At 72.8% G+C, this 19,414-nt stretch carries 15 protein-coding genes and 1 pseudogene; 5 read left to right on the forward strand and 11 right to left on the reverse strand.

The window, feature by feature from the left end; all coding sequences use genetic code 11:
- Nucleotides 1-72 precede the first annotated feature (72 nt).
- The 3 genes from ACWDAK_RS00640 to ACWDAK_RS00650 form a co-directional block, all read right to left on the reverse strand.
- Nucleotides 73-1,062, reverse strand: coding sequence for a malate dehydrogenase (locus ACWDAK_RS00640; RefSeq protein WP_344638109.1), 990 nt, complete (start codon nt 1,060-1,062; stop codon nt 73-75).
- Nucleotides 1,063-1,267: 205 nt separating this feature from the next.
- On the reverse strand, nt 1,268-1,660 hold the full coding sequence (locus ACWDAK_RS00645) for a DUF3017 domain-containing protein (protein WP_344638110.1): 393 nt from the start codon (nt 1,658-1,660) through the stop codon (nt 1,268-1,270).
- 41 nt (nt 1,661-1,701) lie between these two features.
- Entirely contained in the window at nt 1,702-2,559 is an 858-nt protein-coding gene (locus ACWDAK_RS00650) for a bifunctional methylenetetrahydrofolate dehydrogenase/methenyltetrahydrofolate cyclohydrolase (protein WP_344638111.1), read from the reverse strand.
- A 248-nt stretch (nt 2,560-2,807) separates the two neighbouring features.
- Here ACWDAK_RS00650 and ACWDAK_RS00655 point away from each other — a divergent pair, with 248 nt between their 5' ends.
- The 3 genes from ACWDAK_RS00655 (at nt 2,808) to ACWDAK_RS00665 (ending at nt 4,508) form a co-directional block, all read left to right on the forward strand.
- Complete coding sequence (locus ACWDAK_RS00655; RefSeq protein WP_427392830.1) at nt 2,808-3,218, forward strand: hypothetical protein; 411 nt, start codon at nt 2,808-2,810, stop codon at nt 3,216-3,218.
- A gap of 2 nt (nt 3,219-3,220) precedes the next feature.
- On the forward strand, nt 3,221-3,646 hold the full coding sequence (locus ACWDAK_RS00660; protein ID WP_344638113.1) for a DUF2752 domain-containing protein: 426 nt from the start codon (nt 3,221-3,223) through the stop codon (nt 3,644-3,646).
- Nucleotides 3,647-3,815: 169 nt separating this feature from the next.
- Entirely contained in the window at nt 3,816-4,508 is a 693-nt protein-coding gene (locus ACWDAK_RS00665; protein WP_344638114.1) for an RDD family protein, read from the forward strand.
- 140 nt (nt 4,509-4,648) lie between these two features.
- Here ACWDAK_RS00665 and purH read toward each other — a convergent pair whose 3' ends face one another.
- Both purH and purN read right to left on the reverse strand, forming a co-directional pair.
- Nucleotides 4,649-6,229, reverse strand: coding sequence for a bifunctional phosphoribosylaminoimidazolecarboxamide formyltransferase/IMP cyclohydrolase (purH, locus tag ACWDAK_RS00670; RefSeq protein ID WP_427392829.1), 1,581 nt, complete (start codon nt 6,227-6,229; stop codon nt 4,649-4,651).
- Between the two features lie 69 nt (nt 6,230-6,298).
- Entirely contained in the window at nt 6,299-6,964 is a 666-nt protein-coding gene (gene purN, locus ACWDAK_RS00675) for a phosphoribosylglycinamide formyltransferase (protein WP_344638116.1), read from the reverse strand.
- A gap of 447 nt (nt 6,965-7,411) precedes the next feature.
- On the opposite strand from purN, the gene ACWDAK_RS00680 reads away from it, so the two are divergent.
- Nucleotides 7,412-8,059 (forward strand): hypothetical protein, encoded by a 648-nt coding sequence (locus tag ACWDAK_RS00680; RefSeq protein WP_344638117.1) that lies wholly within the window; start codon nt 7,412-7,414, stop codon nt 8,057-8,059.
- 280 nt (nt 8,060-8,339) lie between these two features.
- On the opposite strand, the gene ACWDAK_RS00685 is transcribed toward ACWDAK_RS00680, so the two are convergent.
- Nucleotides 8,340-9,797: a cell division protein PerM gene (locus tag ACWDAK_RS00685; protein WP_427392828.1), complete on the reverse strand. Its 1,458-nt coding sequence runs from the start codon at nt 9,795-9,797 to the stop codon at nt 8,340-8,342.
- Nucleotides 9,798-9,971: 174 nt separating this feature from the next.
- Between ACWDAK_RS00685 and ACWDAK_RS00690 the strand changes: the two are divergent.
- Nucleotides 9,972-11,009, forward strand: a pseudogene (locus tag ACWDAK_RS00690) (sigma factor-like helix-turn-helix DNA-binding protein); the annotation flags it as partial.
- 746 nt (nt 11,010-11,755) lie between these two features.
- On the opposite strand, the gene sucD reads toward ACWDAK_RS00690, so the two are convergent.
- The 5 genes from sucD to ACWDAK_RS00715 all read right to left on the reverse strand — a co-directional run bounded on the left by sucD (nt 11,756) and on the right by ACWDAK_RS00715 (nt 19,395).
- Nucleotides 11,756-12,646: a succinate--CoA ligase subunit alpha gene (sucD, locus tag ACWDAK_RS00695; protein WP_344638119.1), complete on the reverse strand. Its 891-nt coding sequence runs from the start codon at nt 12,644-12,646 to the stop codon at nt 11,756-11,758.
- A 17-nt stretch (nt 12,647-12,663) separates the two neighbouring features.
- Nucleotides 12,664-13,839: an ADP-forming succinate--CoA ligase subunit beta gene (sucC, locus tag ACWDAK_RS00700; RefSeq protein ID WP_344638120.1), complete on the reverse strand. Its 1,176-nt coding sequence runs from the start codon at nt 13,837-13,839 to the stop codon at nt 12,664-12,666.
- 444 nt (nt 13,840-14,283) lie between these two features.
- Nucleotides 14,284-15,498 carry a VWA domain-containing protein gene (locus ACWDAK_RS00705; RefSeq protein ID WP_344638121.1) on the reverse strand — a complete coding sequence of 405 codons (1,215 nt, stop codon included), beginning with the start codon at nt 15,496-15,498 and terminating at the stop codon, nt 14,284-14,286.
- A 215-nt stretch (nt 15,499-15,713) separates the two neighbouring features.
- Complete coding sequence (locus ACWDAK_RS00710; RefSeq protein ID WP_427392827.1) at nt 15,714-18,239, reverse strand: DUF5682 family protein; 2,526 nt, start codon at nt 18,237-18,239, stop codon at nt 15,714-15,716.
- A 31-nt stretch (nt 18,240-18,270) separates the two neighbouring features.
- Entirely contained in the window at nt 18,271-19,395 is a 1,125-nt protein-coding gene (locus ACWDAK_RS00715; protein ID WP_344638123.1) for an ATP-binding protein, read from the reverse strand.
- Nucleotides 19,396-19,414: the final 19 nt, after the last annotated feature.

The raw sequence follows: 19,414 nt of genomic DNA on the forward strand, positions 1-19,414 counted from the left end.
TTATTCCTCACGAGCCAAAAGGCTCGTGAGGGGGGTGGGTGGCACCCGGCCGCGTCATGCCGCGGGAGCGGCTCAGATGAGGCCGAGCTCCTGGACCGCGTCGCGCTCCTCGATCAGCTCGCCGACCGAGGCGTCGATGCGGGCGCGGGAGAACTCGTTGATCTCCAGGCCCTGGACGATCTCGAACTTGCCGTCCTTGCAGGTGACCGGGAAGGAGGAGATGATGCCCTCCGCCACGCCGTAGGAGCCGTCGGAGACGATGCCCATCGAGGTCCAGTCGCCCTCGGCGGTGCCGTTGACCCAGGTGTGCACGTGGTCGATGGCGGCGTTGGCGGCCGACGCGGCCGAGGAGGCGCCACGGGCGTCGATGATGGCGGCACCGCGCTTGGCGACGGTCGGGATGAACTCCTCGGCCAGCCACTTCTCGTCGTTGACCTCGGCGGCGGCGTTCTTGCCGGCGACCTCGGCGTGGAAGATGTCCGGGTACTGGGTGGCCGAGTGGTTGCCCCAGATGGTCATGCGCTTGACCTCGTTGACGGTGACGCCGAGCTTCTTGGCCAGCTGGGCGACCGCACGGTTGTGGTCCAGGCGGGTCATCGCGGTGAAGCGGTCGGCCGGGACGTCCGGCGCGTTGCGCTGGGCGATCAGGGCGTTGGTGTTGGCCGGGTTGCCGACGACCAGGACCTTGATGTCGTCCGCGGCGTGGTCGTTGATGGCCTTGCCCTGCGGGCCGAAGATGCCGCCGTTGGCCTGCAGCAGGTCGCCGCGCTCCATGCCGGCGGTGCGCGGACGGGCGCCGACCAGCAGCGCGACGTTCGCGCCGTCGAAGGCCTTGTTGGCGTCGTCGGTGATGGTGATGTCGCGCAGCAGCGGGAACGCGCAGTCGTCCAGCTCCATCGCGGTGCCCTCGGCGGCCTTGACGCCCTGCGGGATCTCCAGCAGGCGGAGGTTCACCGGCACGTCGGCGCCGAGCAGGTGGCCCGAGGCGATGCGGAAGAGCAGCGCGTAGCCGATCTGGCCGGCCGCTCCGGTGACGGTGACGTTGACGGGGGTGCGGGTCATTTTTACCTTCTCCAGCAAATCGCCAGTGCCCCAGGCACATCGGCGCTGGAGCCGAGGATGATCTCTCGACATCGAGAGATCCGCCGTCAGGTTATCGCAAGGCGTCCTCCCGGAGCGCGTACGGGCCCGGTTGTTGCGTCACAGACGCACCGGGCCCCGCCCGCGGTGCGGACGGGGCCTCGGCGCCCGACGGGAGGGACTGTGCTCAGTAGTGCCGGCGGCCGATGAGCTGGCCGATGTTGTCCAGTACGGACAGGTGCAGCCAGGGGTCCGGCTGGGTCACCAGGGTCAGCAGCACGATCACCGCTCCGAGGAAGCTCAGCACCGAGATGTCGGTGAACCGGCTGCGCACCGCCAGCATGCCGACCTCCGGCAGCAGCAGGCGCAGCACGGCGGCCAGCAGCAGCGAGCCGCCGACCGTGAGCAGCCCGGCCTTCGTCAGCAGACCGGACTTGGAGTCGCCGAACCAGGCGATGGCGAGTCCGGTGCAGGCCACCGCCAGGACCAGCGTTATCGGCCACTGCCGGACCGGCAGGGGGTGGCTGTAGTGCAGCGCCGTCCCCGAGCCCTCGGGGGGCAGGGTGCCCGTGGTCTTCACCGGCCGACGCCTCGACCGGTTCACCTTGATCCCCATCCGGCTCAGCGACCGGCGCGGCGCTCGGCCGCCTCGACGATGTTGTTGAGCAGCATCGCGCGGGTCATCGGGCCGACCCCGCCGGGGTTCGGGGAGATCCAGGCGGCCACCTCGGCCACGCCCGGGTCCACATCGCCGACGATCTTGCCCTCGGCGTCCCGGCTGACGCCCACGTCCAGCACGGCCGCACCCGGCTTGACGTCCTCCGGCTTGACCAGGTGCGGCACACCGGCGGCGGCCACGATGATGTCGGCCTTGCGCAGGTGGTAGGCCAGGTCACGGGTGCCGGTGTGGCACAGGGTGACGGTGGCGTTCTCGCTCTTGCGGGTGAGCAGCAGACCGATCGAGCGGCCCACGGTGATGCCGCGGCCGAGCACGACCACCTCGGCACCGTTGATCTCGACCTTGTGCCGGCGCAGCAGCTCCACGATGCCCAGCGGGGTACACGGCAGCGGGCCCTCGATGCCCAGCGCGAGGCGGCCCAGCGAGGTGGGGTGCAGACCGTCGGCGTCCTTGTCCGGGTCCATCAGCTCCAGGACCGGGTTCTGGTCCAGTCCCTTGGGTAGCGGCAGCTGGACGATGTATCCGGTGCACGCCGGGTCGGCGTTGAGCTCGCGGACGACGTCCTCCACGTCCTGCTGGGTGGCGGTCGCGGGCAGCTCGCGCTGGATGGAGGCGATGCCGACCTCCGCGCAGTCCCGGTGCTTGCCGTTGACGTACCAGCGGCTGCCCGGGTCGTCGCCGACCAGGACGGTGCCGAGGCCGGGGACGATGCCCCGTTCCTTGAGAGCCGCGACGCGCACGGCCAGTTCGGACTTGATCGCGGCGGCTGTGGCCTTGCCATCGAGAATCTGGGCAGTCATGGCCCCATTGTCCTGGATCCCCCCCGGTGCCCGCGTCACCGCCCCGGCGGCGTCGGAAGTACCGTTCGGGAGGACGTAGCGTGGGTTTCGGGTTGCGGTTGCGCCACAGTTGGGCGCCGCGCCGGAACTCGGCTGGACACCGCCGCGCGGGCCGGTTGACGATAGGGACTTGTAATCTCCGCCGCCGCTCGCTACGTCCGTGACGGGCCGTAGGAGACGACGGGGAGATCCCGGGGGAAGAGAAACAAGTGAGCAATCCGTACCAGACGCCGCCGTCCGATCCGTACGGCGGATACGGCGGCCCGCCGCAACAGCCCTACGGCGCACCGCAGTACCAGCAGCAGCCGCAGCCCGGCTACGGCTACCCGCATCAGCCGGTGCCGCAGCAGCCGTTCACGGCCCCGCCGTTGGCGCAGACACCGCAGCGGGACTCCTACGCCACCGCCTCGGTGGTGCTCGGCTTCCTCGCCATCGTGCTCTCCTGCGCCTACCTTGGCTTTCTCGGACTGATCGGACTCGGCCTCGGCATCGCCGCGCTGAACCGCTCGGCCGCCACCGGGACGGGCCGGGGCGTGGCGGTCGGAGGGATCGTGCTCAACGCCCTGGGCATCCTGATCTCCGTCGCCATGGTCGTCCTCTTCACGGTCATCTACAAGTAGCCGTGTCCGCCACTACTGTGACGGTGCTGCGGGACCGCTGGCGCCGCTCGGAGGAGCGGCTGTCGGGGGCGGTTCTGCGAGTGCTGCTGCGCGGGGGAGGCGGTGCGGCGGCCGCCCTGGCGGTGGCCCGACTGCACGACGTGCACGACCCGGGAGCGCTGTGCATGCTGCGCCGGTTCACCGGGATCCCCTGCCCGGGCTGCGGCAGCACCACGGTCTTCATCGAGGCGGGGCACGGCAATTGGGCGGCCGCGCTGGCGGCCAACCCGGTCACCGTGGTGGCGGCCATCGGCTTGCTGTTCGCCCCGCTCGGCCCCGGGCGCTGGTGGTGGCAGCTGCCGAACGGCCGTCGGAACGTCCTGCTGGGCACGGCGTTGACGGTCTCCTGGCTGTGGCAGCTGCACCGGTTCGGCTTCCTCCATCTCTGAGGTCGCGTCGGCGCTCCTCATGCGCACGGATTTCCGGGCGATGCCGACCCTGTCTCGGTGTCAGCCCGGTCCGCTAAGGTCCCACCCGGTCGGCACGCTCAACTGCCCGTCCGCACCGGGATTCTCCTGTCCCACCCGTCCCAACATCCCAAACCGCTCGGAGGCACCGATGAGCTACCCGCCCGACCCGAACAACCCGTACGGCCAGCAGCCCCCGCAGCCCGGCTACGGCTACCCGCAGCAGTCCCCGCCGCCCGCCCCGGGCTACGGCTACCCGCAGCAGCAGGCCCCGGCCCCGGGTTACGGCGCCCCGCAGCCCGGCTACGGCGCACCGCAGCCCGGCTACGGCGGCATCCCGCAGCAGCCGGGTCCGTACGGCAACGCCGGCATGGTGCAGAACTTCTACGCCGGCTGGGGCAGCCGGGTGGTCGCCCGCATCATCGACTCGATCGTGATCGGCATCATCCCCGGCATCATCCTGTTCGTGCTGAAGCCGAAGACCAAGGTCGACTGTTCGGCGCTCATGTCGCCGGGCGGCCACTGCGTCACCACCACCACCGGTGGCGTCAACCCGGCCGTCTACAACGTGGTCCAGGGCGCGATGATGATCCTCATCTGGGCGATCCTGGCCCTGATGAAGAGCCAGATGGGCCAGTCGCTGGGTCAGAAGGCCGTCAACATCCGCATGGTCCGCGAGGACAGCGGCCAGCCGCTGGGCTTCGGTGCCGCCTTCGCCCGCGAGGCACTGCACCTGCTGGACGAGCTCAGCTGCTGCGTCGGTTTCCTGTGGCCGCTGTGGGACGCCAAGAAGCAGACCTTCTCCGACAAGATCATGGGCACCGTGGTCGTCAAGTCGCAGTAACTGTCCGGCGGTTACCGCAGGCGAGAGGCCCTGCACTCCCGAGCGGAGGGCAGGGCCTCTGCCTTGGACCGGCCGGCGACAGGACCTGTCCGAAGCCGGCCGGGGCCGGCCGGAACCGAAAGGCCCCGGCCGGCCCGGCATCAGTGGAAGAAGTGCCGGATGCCGGTGAAGTACATCGTCACCCCGGCCTCGGCGGCGGCCGCGATCACCAGCTCGTCGCGGATCGAACCGCCCGGCTGGACAATGGCCTTGACCCCGGCGGCGATCAGGATCTCCGGGCCGTCCGGGAACGGGAAGAAGGCGTCGGAGGCCGCGTACGAGCCCTTGGCCCGCTCGCCGGCCCGCTCGACCGCCAGCTTGCAGGAGTCCACCCGGTTGACCTGGCCCATGCCGACGCCGACCGAGGCGCCGTCCTTGGCCAGCAGGATCGCGTTGGACTTGACGGCCCGGCAGGCCCGCCAGGCGAAGGCCAGCTCTGCCAGCTCGGCTTCGGACAGCGCCTCACCGGTGGCCAGGGTCCAGGTCGACGGGTCGTCGCCCTCGGCGTGGATCCGGTCGGTCTCCTGCAGCAGCACACCGCCGGAGATCGGACGGGCCTCCTTGCGGTTGCACGGGGCGTCCGGGGCGACCAGCACCCGGATGTTCTTCTTCTGGGCCAGCACCTCGACCGCGCCGTCCTCGTAGGCGGGGGCGACGACGACCTCGGTGAAGATGGGCGCGATCTGCTCGGCCAGCTCCACGGTGACCGGACGGTTGACCGCGATCACACCGCCGTAGGCGGAGACCGGGTCGCACTCGTGCGCCTTGCGGTGCGCCTCGGCGACGTCCTTGCCGACGGCGATGCCGCACGGGTTGGCGTGCTTGATGATCGCGACGGCCGGCTCGGTGTGGTCGTACGCGGCCCGGCGGGCCGCGTCGGTGTCCACGTAGTTGTTGTAGGACATCTCCTTGCCGTGCAGCTGCCGGGCGCCCGCGAGGCCGCCGCTGCCGTCGGTGTAGAGCGCCGCCGCCTGGTGCGGGTTCTCGCCGTAGCGGAGCACGTTCTGGCGCTCGAAGGCGGAGCCGAGGAAGGCCGGGAAGGCGCTCTCGGACTCGGTGTAACCCGAGGTCTCGAACCAGTTGGCCACCGCCACGTCGTAGGCGGCGGTGTGCGCGAAGGCGGCGGCCGCCAGGCGCTTGCGGGTCAGCAGGTCGAAGCCGCCGGAGCGGACGGCGTCCAGGACGTCGCCGTACCGGGCCGGGTCGACCACCACGGCCACCGAGGGGTGGTTCTTGGCGGCGGCGCGGACCATCGACGGGCCACCGATGTCGATCTGCTCGACGCACTCGTCCGGGGTGGCGCCGGAGGCGACGGTGGCCTTGAACGGGTAGAGGTTCACCACGACCAGGTCGAAGGGCTCGATCTCCAGCTCGGCCAGCTGGGCCCGGTGCGTCTCGAGGCGCAGGTCGGCGAGCACGCCGGCGTGCACGCGGGGGTGCAGCGTCTTCACGCGCCCGTCCAGGCACTCCGGGAAGCCGGTCAGCTCGGAAACCTCGGTCACCGGGACGCCGGCGGCGGCGATCCGGCCGGCGGTCGAACCGGTGGAGACGATGGCGACCCCGGCGGCGTGCAGGCCCTGGGCGAGCTCCTCCAGACCGGTCTTGTCGTACACGCTGATCAGCGCGCGGCGGATCGGCCTCACGTTCTCGGAGACGGGGGGCGTGGTGGAGCTGGCACTCATGCTCCCACCTCGCTGCGCTCGGCGGGCGCTGCGCGCCGGGCACCCCGCTCGATGATTCCTTCGCTGCGCTCACTCATGTGCCGGGATCCATACCTTTCGGTCCTCGATGCGGTGACCTTCGCGGGCCAGGCGGCCCACGACGTCGACGAGCAGGGTGCGCTCGACAGTCTTGATGCGCTCGTGCAGCGCTTCGCCGCCATCGGCGTAGTCGGCGTCCTCGACCTGGACGACGCCCTGCGCGATGATCGGCCCGGTGTCCACTCCGGCGTCGACCAGGTGGACGGTGCAGCCGGTGACCTTCACCCCGTACGCCAGCGCGTCGGTGACACCGTGAGCGCCGGGGAAGGAAGGCAGCAGGGCGGGGTGGGTGTTGACGATCCGTCCGGAGAACGCGGTGAGGAACTCGGCGCCGAGGATCTTCATGAAGCCGGCCGAGACCACCAGGTCCGGCTGGTAGCCGAGGACCGAGGCGGTCAGCGCGCGGTCCCAGTCGGCGCGCTCGGCATGGTCCTGGACCCGCTGGACGAAGGTGGGGATGCCCGCCTGCTCGGCACGCCCCAGCCCCGCGATCCCGGTCCGGTCGGCGCCCACGGCGACGATCTCCGCTCCGAACGCCGGGTCGTCGGCGGCGTCGATCAGCGCCTGCAGATTGGTGCCGGAACCGGAGACCAGGACCACCAGACGGGCCGGTCCCGGCGTACGCGGCGGGAAGACTTGGGCGGAAGCAGCGGCCACTGCGCGTTTCTCCGTACGTCGTTGCTCGCTGGTACATCCACCGTCGGTGGGGCCACTACGAGCGGCGAACATGTCATGAGCGGATCCTGGTTGCCGGGACGCGCGCTGCACTGCCGGGGCCCCGGGAACCCTTCCGAGCTGCTGACCGTCACCACGATAACGGCTGGTCGGAGGCCTTCCGTACGCACCTGGCAGCGCTACGCGCGTAGTTGAGACGGGGATCTCGATGATCGGCTCGGCCGCTCCGCGGGTGCGGAGCACCGACCGGCCCCGCGGACCCCGCGCACCCCGGGGTGGCGCAGGTCGGCAGGGCGGCGTCAGGCCCGAGGCGGCCTGCGGGATCATTGGTTGCGCGGCCCCGCACCGACCCGTCCCCGACGGCGCACCGGCCCGCACCGATCGAACCGATCACACCGATCGCACCGACGAGAAGGAATGGCTGACCCGATGAGCAGCGGCGACGACACCGGCGAGCGCAACCCCTTCGCGCCCCCGCCGGCGGGCACCCCCGATCAGCCGTGGCAGCCGCGCACCCCGCAGCAGCCACCGGCCGCCCCCGAGGACGAGGACGACCGCCCCGCCGTACCGCCGCCGCACCCCTGGAGCCCGCACTACCAGGGCCGCTGGTCGGCCCCGCAGCCGCCGCAGACGCCGAAGTTCGATCCAGGCGACCCGCTGCAGCGCCGCTCCAGGTACGCCCTCAGCGCGGGCATGGGCGCCCTGTTCTGCGTGGTCACCGGCATCGCGTACGTGGCCCTGCTGCTCGGCGCGCTCGCCCTCTACTGGGGCATCAGCGCCCTGCGGGCCCCTCGGCAGGCCGCCGCTGCCACGGCCGACGGCACCGCCGGTACCGGCCGGGCCGGTGCACCCCCGATCGGCCCGCAGCCGGTCCGCCCGCAGACCCCGGCGGCCGTGGGCGGCCTGGTGACGGGGGGTGTCGCGGTGCTCTTCGTACTCAGCTTCCTCGGCGTCAACCTGTACTACCACGACTACGTGACCTGCGTGAGCGACGCCCTCACGGCCGAGGCCCAGCAGGGCTGCAGCCCGCTCGGCCCGAAGATCCTGGTCGACCTCTACAACGGCGCCAACCAGTAGCGGGGCATCCGCCGGGACGCGAGCGGACGGGTAGCCAGGCGGACGGGTAGCCAGGCGGACGGGTAGTCGGGTGTGCGGGGCTCGTGCGGGCGGCGGGTAGCCGTGCGGGCGTGTCGGCAGGCGGTACGGATCGCGCGCAGGCGTGTCCTCCGGCCGCGTGGCCGCTCGCGCGGCTCCCGAGGCCCTGGTCGGCGTGGGTGCGGGGTCACGGCGTCGCTGCCCGGCCGCGGTGTCCGGGCGGCCTCCCGTGGCCCTGACGTTGTGCCCTGCCGTGGGGCGTTCAGCGCCGAGGGGGCAGGCGGTCGGCGGCGCGGGTCAGGGTGCGGTGGAGGGCCAGCCGGGTGAGAGCGGCGCGGCGGCGGGCGACAGTGGTGCACCGGCCCCACCAGGTGGGCGCGGTACCGCGGGTGAGCCACCAGCGGCCTAGCAGTGCCCCGGGCAGCGTGACCGCGGCCAGCCAGCCCGCGGCGGCCGGTCCGGCCAGCCACGGGACGGGCCCGAGTTCGGACATCCGCCCGCCCGCGAGCGCGCCACCCGACAGCCAGGCGCAGAGCGCGGCCCCGGCCCCGGTCAGCAGGGCGCTGCCGAGCGCCGCGACGGCGGTGGCCACCGGATGCCACGGCCGTGCGTCCGTCCCGGTCCCCGCACCGGTCGCCACCCCTGCCACCGGCTCCGGCTCAGGTCTGCCCTCCTCGTCCTGCACGGCCGTCCCGCCCCGCGCCGGCCTCCAGCTCCGTTCCCCGGCCGCCGCCCGGCCGATCAGCACCGCCGGCACCACCCCCGCGAACAGCGGAAGCGCGCACGCCGCCAGCCGCCAGCCCGCTCCGCCGGCCTCGGGCAACAGCGCGAAGAGCGGGAAGTCGGGCAGCGGGCCGAGCCGGGTGCCGGTCGGTGCGACGGCCGTGCCGGTGCCCACGGCGAAGCCCGGTCCGAGCGTGTACGAGGCGGCCCACAGCACCGCGTTGGGGAGCAGCAGCAGACAGGCGACGAGCAGCCCGGCGTACCCGGCCATGCTCTCGTCCACGGCCCGGGCCGATCGCCCGGTGGCACCGAGGCCGGTCAGCAGGGCGGCGAGCAGGAGCAGTCCGCCCGCCGCCACCAGGCCGGACCCCCCGGCCGCGGCGGCCCGGCGGATCGCGGGGCCGCCGCCGGTCGGCACGGCCCACGACGGCAACCAGGTCCGTGAGCGTACGCCGGAGCGTGCCGGCCACCAGCCGCACTCGGGGCGCGCCCCTCCGATGACCGTGCCACTCAGCAGCGCGGCGGCGGCCAGTACCGCGACGGCGACCATGTCGTACGCCGGGCGGGACCGGAACGGCCCCTCCCCGGCGCACCCGGAGACCACGGCCACCGCGACACCCAGATACCCGGCGCACACCATCAGGGGAGCCCGCCACTGGACCGGCTGGCGCCGTCCGACGTGCGCCCCCGTCCGGTAGAGCAGCGTCACGGTGAACAGGGTCGGCAGCAGCGGGGTGAGGGTCACCTGAGTCATCTGGTCGGCATCGGTCAGCGGCCCGCCGTGGCCGAGCAGCCAGAGCGCGCAGACCAGCCGCCCCGCACCGGAGGGCGTGTCGTCCGCGTACGGGGTCAGCACCCAGAGCCCGAGGACGGGGACACCGATCGCGGCAAGGGTGACCAGTCCCACCCGCACTCCGGTGAGCAGGTCGGCGATGACCGGACGGGCGCCCAATTCTCCCGGTACGCCCAGCATCGGACGGCCCATCAGCTGCGTCATGGGCCTCATGGTCCCAACTCCGACCCGTTGTGCCCCGTCAAGCGGCAAAACCTCGACGTGTCCCGGATTATTTGCTTATGTGCCAAGTTTGCACGCGTGGCCGCGCCAGGTGACGCGGTGACGACGACACCCGCAACGGCACGCAGTCACCCGGATGCCGCCAGACTGCTCCGGGTGCTGTCGCCGCGTGAGGCCCAGATCCTGGCCATGCTGGCTGCCGGTACCGAGCTCCAGGCCGTCGCCTGGGAACTCGGCATCGCCTCGAACACGGCGCGCAGCCACCTGACCCGGGCCGTGCGGAAGCTGGGCCTGCGGACCAAGGAGGAGGCCGTCGCCCTGGCGGCCGTCCTCGTCGCACCGGGCCCGGCACCGTCCGCCGACCGGGCGCAGGCGGCGGCCCCGACGGACGCCCTGGACACGGCAGGACCGAGCGACGCTCAGGACGCGGGCCCGGACGGCACGCAGGGCGCAGCTGGCACGGCCGGCGCTCGGGAGGCGGGTCGGGCCGGCGCGAAGGGCACGGCTGGCACGGCCGGTGCCCGGGACGCCACGGACTCGGACGAGGCGCAGCACACCGCAGTCCCGGACGGAGCCCCGGAGGCCGCCCGACCCCCGGAGGTGCTCTGGGGAGCCGGCTGGACCCCCGGCCGGTCCCGGGCCGGCACGGCACCCAAGGACGCGAACGGCATCCTGTACGACCCGATCGACGGCAAACCCGTCCCGCCGCGGCTCGTCTTCGCCGACTTCGACGCGCTGTGCACCGTCACGCACACCCGGCTGGTGCAGCAGACCTTCCTGCTCACCGGCTGCCGTCACCGCGCCGTGCACATCGTGCGTCTGGCGCTCGGTGTCGCCGGCCGCCGGTGGCACCAGATGTCGCGGCTGCCGGACCCGGAGCGCTGGGTGCGCTCGTACGCGTTCGAGACCGCGCTCTCCCCCTGGCGCCGGGGCGGCCCCCGGCGCACCCACCGCTTCTGGCGTCTGCCGCGCCCGCGGATCAAGGTCTGCCCGGTCAGCCAGGACCGTCAGGCCGACCCCGGCCGGGAACGGTTGACATCCCGTGACCGGGCGCTGCTCAGGGCGCTCCGGCGGCTCTCCCGCCCTCAGCGCCACGCGCTGGTGCTGCACGACGCGCTCGGGCTGCCCGTCGCCGAGGTCGCGGTGGAGGTCGAGTCCAGTACGGCGGCGGCCGAGAGCCGGGTGCGCCGGGCGCGGGCCGCGCTGGTGCGGTCCGTGCCCGACCTGGTGGGCCGGGATCCGTCGGCACCGGGGTTCGGCGAGCAGTTGGCCACCCTGCTGTACCGGGCGGCGGTGCACGGCTGCCCGGCGCCGCGCCGGCCGTCGCCGCTGCGGTTGAGGGTGCAGGCCGGGCTGCGCAGCGGGCTGCTGACGGCGGCCGCCGGGCTGGTGGTGCTGGTGGTGGGCGCGGCGATCGTGGCGGTCGCGATCGGCTACGGCCCGTCGCGGCTGATGCGGCCGTCCGCCCCGGTGCCGCCGCCGCTGTGCACCGGGCCGGGCAGCGGCGGCGCGGGACCGCTGCTGCCGGGCAGCGAGGCCGGACTGCGCACCGTGTGGTGCGGGCCGACGCCCGGCCGGCCGCTGCCGATGGTGGCCCCTCCCCCGCTTCGTCAGCGGCGGCCCAAGACCATGTCGACTCCGGGGCTCAGACCGCCTCGGCCCGAGCGCGGCGCGGCCGGGCGGGGCACGTCGAGCGCCGAGGGGATGCAGCTACCGGGGACGCCGGTCGCCCGTGCCGCCCAGGCAGTGCCGGGGGCTGCGGCTCTGTCCGGCGGCGTCGCCGACCGACCTTCCGCTGCCGATCTGGCCGACCGCCTGGGAGGAGTGACGGCGGCGCAGCTGGCGTGGGCACGGACACACAGCGGCGCCCCTACCGGTGGGCAGGGGCGCCGCTGCGAACGCTCGGCTACGGCTCAGCGGCTAGCGCTGCGCCGTACGGCTCACTTGTTGGCGTCGAAGAGCTCGCGAGCCAGGCGGGCGGTCTCGGACGGCGTCTTGCCGACCTTGACGCCGGCGGCCTCGAGGGCCTCCTTCTTCGCCTGGGCGGTGCCGGAGGAGCCGGAGACGATGGCGCCGGCGTGGCCCATGGTCTTGCCCTCGGGGGCGGTGAAGCCCGCGACGTAGCCGACGACCGGCTTGGTGACGTGCTCGGCGATGTAGGCCGCGGCACGCTCCTCGGCGTCGCCGCCGATCTCACCGATCATGACGATGAGCTCGGTCTCCGGGTCCTCCTGGAACGCCTTGAGGGCGTCGATGTGGGTGGTGCCGATGACCGGGTCACCGCCGATGCCCACAGCGGAGGAGAAGCCGATGTCCCGCAGCTCGTACATCAGCTGGTAGGTCAGCGTGCCGGACTTGGAGACCAGACCGATCTTGCCGGCCTTGGTGATGTCCGCCGGGATGATGCCCGCGTTGGACTGTCCGGGGGAGATCAGGCCGGGGCAGTTCGGGCCGATGATGCGGGTCTTGTTGCCCTTGGCACCGGCGTAGGCCCAGAAGGCCGCGGTGTCGTGGACCGGCACACCCTCGGTGATGACGACCGCGAGGCCGATCTCGGCGTCGATCGCCTCGACAACGGCGTCCTTGGTGAACTTCGGCGGCACGAAGATGACGGTGACGTCGGCACCGGTCTTCTCGATGGCCTCGGCAACGGAGCCGAAGACCGCGACCTCGGTGCCGTCGACGTCAACGGTGGTGCCGGCCTTGCGCGGGTTCACGCCACCGACGATCTGGGTGCCCGAGGCGAGCATCCGGCGGGTGTGCTTCATGCCCTCGGAGCCGGTCATGCCCTGGACGATGACCTTGCTGTCCTTGGTAAGGAAGATAGCCATGGTTAAAGTCCCCTTCCTTACTTCTGGTTGGCCAGCTCGGCGGCGCGGTCGGCCGCACCGTCCATGGTGTCCACCTGCTCGACCAGCGGGTGGTTGGCGTCGGTCAGGATCTTGCGACCCAGCTCGGCGTTGTTGCCGTCCAGACGGACGACGAGCGGCTTGGTGACCTGCTCGCCCTTCTCCTCGAGGAGGGCCAGGGCCTGCACGATGCCGTTGGCGACCGCGTCACAGGCGGTGATGCCACCGAAGACGTTGACGAAGACCGACTTGACGTCGGCGTCGCCCAGGATGATCTCCAGGCCGTTCGCCATGACCTCGGCGGAGGCGCCGCCACCGATGTCGAGGAAGTTGGCGGGCTTGACGCCACCGTGGTTCTCACCGGCGTAGGCGACGACGTCCAGGGTGCTCATGACGAGACCCGCGCCGTTGCCGATGATGCCGACCTCACCGTCGAGCTTGACGTAGTTGAGGTTCTTGGCCTTGGCGGCGGCCTCCAGCGGGTTGGCCGCGGCGTGGTCGACCAGCGACTCCATCTCCGGCTGACGGAACTCGGCGTTCTCGTCCAGGGAGACCTTGCCGTCGATCGCGATGAGCTTGCCCTCACCGCTCTTGACCAGCGGGTTGACCTCGACGAGGAGGGCGTCCTCGGCGACGAAGGTCTTCCACAGGGTCTGCAGAACCTCGGCGGCCTGCTCGGCGATCTCGGCCGGGAACTTGGCCGCGGCGACGATCTCGGCGGCCTTCTCCGGGGTGACACCCTCGTTGGCGTCGACCGGGACCTTGGCGAGGGCCTCGGGCTTGGTGGCCGCGACCTCCTCGATGTCCATGCCGCCCTCGACGCTGGCCATGGCCAGGAAGGTGCGGTTGGTGCGGTCGAGCAGGAAGGAGACGTAGTACTCCTCCTTGATGTCCGCGGTCTGGGCCAGCATCACCTTGTGGACGGTGTGGCCCTTGATGTCCATGCCGAGGATCGCCCCGGCCTTGGCGACGGCGTCCTCCGGGTCCGAGGCGAGCTTGACGCCACCGGCCTTGCCCCGGCCACCGACCTTCACCTGCGCCTTGATGACGGCGCGGCCACCGAAGCGCTCTGCGATCGCGGCAGCAGCCTCGGGGGTCTCGATGACCTCGCCGTCCAGCACGGGCACGCCGTGCTTGGCGAAGAGGTCCCTCGCCTGGTACTCGAACAGGTCCACGTGTGTTCGTCCTTGTTCGTGGTCGCGGATTGTGTTCTACGAGCGTGCCACGGCAGGATCTTCGCTGCGGGTCGTCGGGGCTGGGCAGGTACGCAGATGTACGGCCTTGCGGCCTGCGGAGCCTCGGGCGCACACGTCAATCAACACGCGCGTCACGTCCGTCTGGCAGGTTATCCCCGTACGACGGCCGTGTTTCGCCCCGGGCCCGCTCCTGTTTGGTGAGAACCGTCACAACGGGCGCATCCGAGCGTGTCGTGCGCCCAGCTCACAGCGGGTATGCCGATCGGGTGAGAGCCCTGTGCGGGACTCGCGACCCGCAGGTGACGGGCGGCGGCCCTTCCGGCCCTGTCCCTGCCCCGCCCCGGTCCTCACTTCCGCTCCGGCCCTCGTCCCTCCGGCCGTCCTCATGCCCCTTCCGGGTGGTCTTCGGCGTCGACTACGTGGTCAGTCCTGCTTCGGTATCGGCAGGGGCCGCTTCTCGATCGCGGCGGCCATGATCTCCGGGAAGGCGTCCGGTGTGCAGGCGAAGGCCGGGGCACCGAGCTCGGCCAGCGCGGCGGCGTGCGCGTGGTCGTACGCCGGGGCGCCCTCGTCCGAGAGCGCCAACAGCGCGATGAACTGCACGCCCGCCGCCTTCATCGCGGCCACCCGCTTGAGCATCTCGTTGCGGATGCCGCCCTCGTACAGGTCACTGATCAGCACCACGATGGTCTCGGACGGGCGGGTGATCTTCGACTGGCAGTAGGCGAGGGCGCGGTTGATGTCCGTACCGCCGCCGAGCTGGGTGGCGAACAGGACGTCCACCGGGTCGGTCAGCTGCTCCGTCAGGTCGACCACCGAGGTGTCGAAGACGACCAGCCGGGTGGCCAGGCTCTTCATCGACGCCAGCACCGCGCCGAACACCGCCGAGTGCACCACCGACGGCGCCATCGAACCCGACTGGTCGATGCAGAGGATGACGTCCTTCTTCACCGCCCGCTGGGCCCGGGCGTACCCGATCAGGCGCTCGGGCACCACCGTGCCACGACCGTCAGGACCCGCGTCGGGCAGGTAGTTCTTGAGGTTGGCCCGGATGGTGCGATCCCAGTCGATGTCGCGGTGGCGCGGGCGGTTGACCTTGGCGCTGCGGTCCAGGGCGCCGCCGAGCGTCGCCCTCGTCCGGTCCGCGAGGCGGCGCTCCAGCTCGGCGACCACCTTGCCGACCACCATCCGGGCCGTCTCCCTGGTGGTGGCGGGCAGGGCGTGCTTCAACGAGAGCAGCGTGCCGACCAGATGCACGTCCGGCTCGACCGCCTCCAGCATCTCCGGCTCCAGCAGCAGCCGGTCCAGGCCCAGGCGGGTGATCGCGTCCTGCTGCATCAGCTGGACCACCGAGGTGGGGAAGTACTCCCGGATGTCCCCCAGCCAGCGGGCCACCTGCGGCGCCGACCCGCCGAGCCCCGCGCTGCGGGCGCCCTGCCGCCGGCCGGCCGCCGGGTCACCCCCACCCCGGTAGAGCGCGGCGAGCGCGTCGTCGATCGCGGTGTCCCGGCCGGTGAGTCGGCAGCCGGTGCCGTCGGACTCGCCCCCGAGCACGAGCCGCCACCGGCGCAGCCGCTCGGCGGCGCCGTCCTGGAGGGGGGCGGTGGGGTCGGTGGCGGGATCGGCGGCGGTGGGCATCTCGGTCTCCTCGTCTGGAGAGCTCTCGGGAGAGAGCTCTCGGGTTCGAAGGCGGCTGCTCGGCGGACTGGGGCGTGGCGGCCGGGGCTCGGCGGCAGGGCTCGGCGGTGGAACTCGCCTGCGGGATTCGATCTGCGCGCTGTCAGCTTCTCGGACGGCACTGACATCGATGCCGATGCTCGGGTTCCGATGGGCCGGTCCCCTCCCTGGCCGGGTCAGCGGGCTCGGCGGTCGGACTGGCGGGGGATGCGGGGCGGTCCGGGGTTGCCGGAGGGGGCCGGGAGGCCGAGCAGCAGTGCGAGGGTGGGGAGTGCGGCGTCGGCCCTGGACTGGTCGAGACGGACGGCGGCGCGGGCGGCGGTCGGACCCGTGCCGAGGGGACCGGCGGCGACCCGCTCGCCGACCGTGCGCCGGACACCTGCCTCCAACTCGGCGAACGTCCGTCGGAGCAGCGGCAGTACGTCGACGAAGACCTCGCCGGACACACCACACAGCCACGCGTCGAGCAGACCTAGCAGCCGGGTGTCGTGCAGCAGCAGGGCGCCACCGCCGGCGAGGAAGCCCTCCACCCAACCCGCCGCGTCCGCAGGGGAGTTGGCGACAGAGAGGACCAGCCCCATCCGGCGCCCGGCCTCCTCGGAGTCGAGCCGGCCGTCGTCCAGCAGCAGCCGGACGGCGCGGCCGCGCAGCAGCCCGGGCACTCCGGTGGCCGGCCCTGCGGACGGCTCCCGGCGGGAGAGCGCGAGCAGCGTCGCGGCCCACCGGTCGGCGGGCGAGTCGCCCCCGCCCGGAACGGCGGCGACGGCGGGAGCGTCGTGCGAGTCCGCGCGGCCGTTCTCCGCCGTACCCGGGGCGGTGGCTCCCTCGGTCTGCGTACCGGCCGGGCGGCCCGTCTCCGCCGCGGGGTCGACCTGTGCCGACGCCAGCAGGCCGACTGCGGTGTGCACGGCGTCGAGACGGGCGCGCATGGCGGCGGCGCCGTCCGCGTCCAGGCCGGTGCAGGCGGACGGGAGGCCGATGCAGATGCGGTCGGCGAGGCTGCGGGCGACGCCCTCCAGGGCACTGCTGTCGGTGCCCCGGACGTCGCCGTAGCGCAGCGCCCGGACCAGCGCGGGGAGGGCGTCGGCGAGGTGGGCGACGTCGGTGTCGAGGGCGGCCCGGTCGCCCAGGACCCGCATCACGGCCGGCAGTGCGGTGGACAGCCCGGCGAGCAAGCAGCGTTCGGCGAGGCCGGTGAGCCGGGCGAGCTCGGTGGTGCCGAGCGCCGTCTCGACGGCCTTGCCGGTCGCGGCGTCCTCGACCGTGGTGCCCCACTGTGCGGCTTCGACGACGCGCACCGCGAACTCCGGCTCCCAGCGCAGTCGCCAGCTCTCCCGGAAGGTGCCGGTGGAGTTGACGGCGGACCGGGCCGGGGTGCCCCAGTCGACGCCCAGCAGGCGCAGCCGGTGCAGGAGCCGGGACCGGGCGGCATCCAGCTCCTTTCGCAGGTCGAGGTCGAGCTGACGCTCCTCGGGCTCCGGCTTGAGCCGGAGGCTGCGCTGCAGCCGGGCGAGGTCGCGCTGGAGCGGTACGGCGGGCACCGCCTCCGGGACCTCGCCGAGGGCGTCGCCGACCACCAGACGGTCGTGCACCAGGGCGAGGGCGATGTCGGAGCCGTCGCACATGACGGACCGTACGGCGTCGAGGGTCTCGGTGAGCCCCGCGAGCGGACGGCCGCGCATCACCGCGAGCGAGTCGGCGAGCCGGACGGCCTCGATGACATGGGCGGAGGAGACCGGGTGGTCCTCCGCGCGGAGCAGCTCGGCGACCTTGGTCATCCAGCGGGTCACCGGCTCGGAGCCGGCGGTGAAGAGGTGGTGGTACCAGCCGGGCGAGTCGATGCCGGCGCCGTAGCCGGTGTGCTGGGAGAGCCTGCGGTGGGTCCACGGCACCCAGGTGATGTCGGTCTTCGGCTTCTTCGGCAGCCCGGCGAGCAGGGCGCGGTCGTGGGCGACGGTCGGCATGGACTGCAGGGCGGGAACGTGCCAGGCGCCGCAGACCACGGCGATCCGGGTGTGCCCGGCGCGGCGGGCGGCACGGATCTGCTGGCGCATGTGGGCCTCGCGCAGCTCGTCCCGGCGGCCGACGGCCACGGCGGTGCCGGAGCCCGGCTCGCGCAGGGCGTTCATCGCCTCGGCGACGGCCGCGAAGGGGGCGAGTGCGTCGGCGCCGGGCGCGCGGTGCTCGATGACGTCCTCCCACCAGCGCTCGGGGTCGTCGTGGCCGGCGGCCTCGGCGAGTGCGCCGATCGGGTCGTGGACGACCGGCGCCGTACCCGCCGGCACGGTGCCGCAATCGCCGTCGGTGTCGCTCGCCGGCCCGGTGCCGGTGCCCGGTGCCGGGGAAGTGCCCCCCGGCACTCCCCCGGCGGCCTCCGCCAGGGCGAAGGTCTGGGCAGCGGGCAGGTCGATGAACCTGACCGGGAGCTCGTGCTCGACCGCGTACCGGATGGCGACCCATTCGGGCGAGAAGACCGCGAAGGGCCAGAACGCGGCCCTGGCCGGGTCGTCGACGACATGGGCGAGCAGGGCGACGGGCGGCACCATGTCCTTCTCGCCCGCCAGCGCGATGATCTGATCTGCCTCCGGCGGGCCCTCGATCAGGACGGCGTCCGGCCGCAGTTGCTCCAGCGCGGCGGCCACCGCACGGGCGGAGCCGGGCCCGTGGTGCCGTACGCCCAGCAGAGTCACCTCGGTGCTCATGGTGTCCTCCCCTCTCGGTTGGTCCGGTGGATCAGCGGGAGTGCTCGCGGGCGGCGCGGTAGAAGTCCTTCCAGCCGTCCCGCTCGCGGATCACGCCCTCGACGTACTCGCGCCAGACCGCCTGGTCGGCCACCGGGTCGCGGACGACGGCGCCGGCGATGCCGGTGGTGACGTCGGCGGCGCGCAGCACGCCGTCGCCGAAGTGGGCTGCCAGGGCGAGGCCGTTGGTGACCACCGAGATCGCCTCGGCCGTGGAGAGGGTGCCGCTGGGCGTCTTGACCTTGGTACGGCCGTCGGCGGTGATGCCGTCACGCAGCTCGCGGAAGACGGTGACGACCCGTCGGATCTCCTCGGCGCCGCCGGGCAGGTCGGGCAGGTCGAGCGAGCGGCCGAGCTGGTTGACCCGGCGGGTGACGATGTCGACCTCCTCCTCCAGCGTGGCGGGCAGCGGCAGCACCACGGTGTTGAACCGGCGGCGGAGCGCGCTGGAGAGGTCGTTGACGCCGCGGTCCCGGTCGTTGGCGGTGGCGATCAGGTTGAAGCCGCGGACGGCCTGGACCTCGGTGCCGAGCTCGGGTACCGGCAGTGTCTTCTCGGACAGGATGGTGATCAGGCTGTCCTGGACGTCGGCCGGGATGCGGGTCAGCTCCTCGACCCGGGCGATCTTGCCGTCGGCCATCGCCCGCATCACCGGGGAGGGCACCAGGGCCTCCCGACTGGGGCCCTGTGCGAGCAGCTGGGCGTAGTTCCACCCGTAGCGGACGGCCTCCTCGGGCGTACCCGCGGTGCCCTGGACGAGCAGGGTGGAGTCGCCGCTGATCGCGGCGGCGAGGTGCTCGGAGACCCAGGTCTTCGCGGTGCCCGGGACACCTAGCAGCAGCAGCGCGCGGTCGGTGGCCAGCGTGGTGACGGCGACCTCGACGACCCGGCGCGGGCCGATGTACTTGGGAGTGATCACGGTGCCGTCAGGCAGTTCACCGCCCAGCAGGTAGGTGGCGACGGCCCAGGGCGAGAGCCGCCAACGCTCGGGGCGCGGCCGGTCGTCGTGGGCGGCGAGGGCGGCCAGCTCGGCGGCGAAAGCGTCCTCGGCATGCGCGCGCAGGACCTCGGCCGGGGCCTCGGACCGAGCTGTGGATTCACTCGAAAGGATGGTCATCAAAAGCTCCTCGGAGTCG

Source organism: Kitasatospora sp. NPDC001175, from assembly GCF_053598215.1.

Bases quoted from the DNA above. Each gene is read 5' to 3' on its own strand.
- purH (WP_427392829.1), bottom strand. From the start codon at position 6,229: ATGAGTGCCAGCTCCACCACGCCCCCCGTCTCCGAGAACGTGAGGCCG.
- sucD (WP_344638119.1), bottom strand. From the start codon at position 12,646: ATGGCTATCTTCCTTACCAAGGACAGCAAGGTCATCGTCCAGGGCATG.
- ACWDAK_RS00665 (WP_344638114.1), top strand. From the start codon at position 3,816: ATGAGCTACCCGCCCGACCCGAACAACCCGTACGGCCAGCAGCCCCCG.
- ACWDAK_RS00685 (WP_427392828.1), bottom strand. From the start codon at position 9,797: ATGACGCAGCTGATGGGCCGTCCGATGCTGGGCGTACCGGGAGAATTG.
- ACWDAK_RS00680 (WP_344638117.1), top strand. From the start codon at position 7,412: ATGAGCAGCGGCGACGACACCGGCGAGCGCAACCCCTTCGCGCCCCCG.
- ACWDAK_RS00715 (WP_344638123.1), bottom strand. From the start codon at position 19,395: ATGACCATCCTTTCGAGTGAATCCACAGCTCGGTCCGAGGCCCCGGCC.
- ACWDAK_RS00705 (WP_344638121.1), bottom strand. From the start codon at position 15,498: ATGCCCACCGCCGCCGATCCCGCCACCGACCCCACCGCCCCCCTCCAG.
- ACWDAK_RS00640 (WP_344638109.1), bottom strand. From the start codon at position 1,062: ATGACCCGCACCCCCGTCAACGTCACCGTCACCGGAGCGGCCGGCCAG.
- ACWDAK_RS00650 (WP_344638111.1), bottom strand. From the start codon at position 2,559: ATGACTGCCCAGATTCTCGATGGCAAGGCCACAGCCGCCGCGATCAAG.
- ACWDAK_RS00710 (WP_427392827.1), bottom strand. From the start codon at position 18,239: ATGAGCACCGAGGTGACTCTGCTGGGCGTACGGCACCACGGGCCCGGC.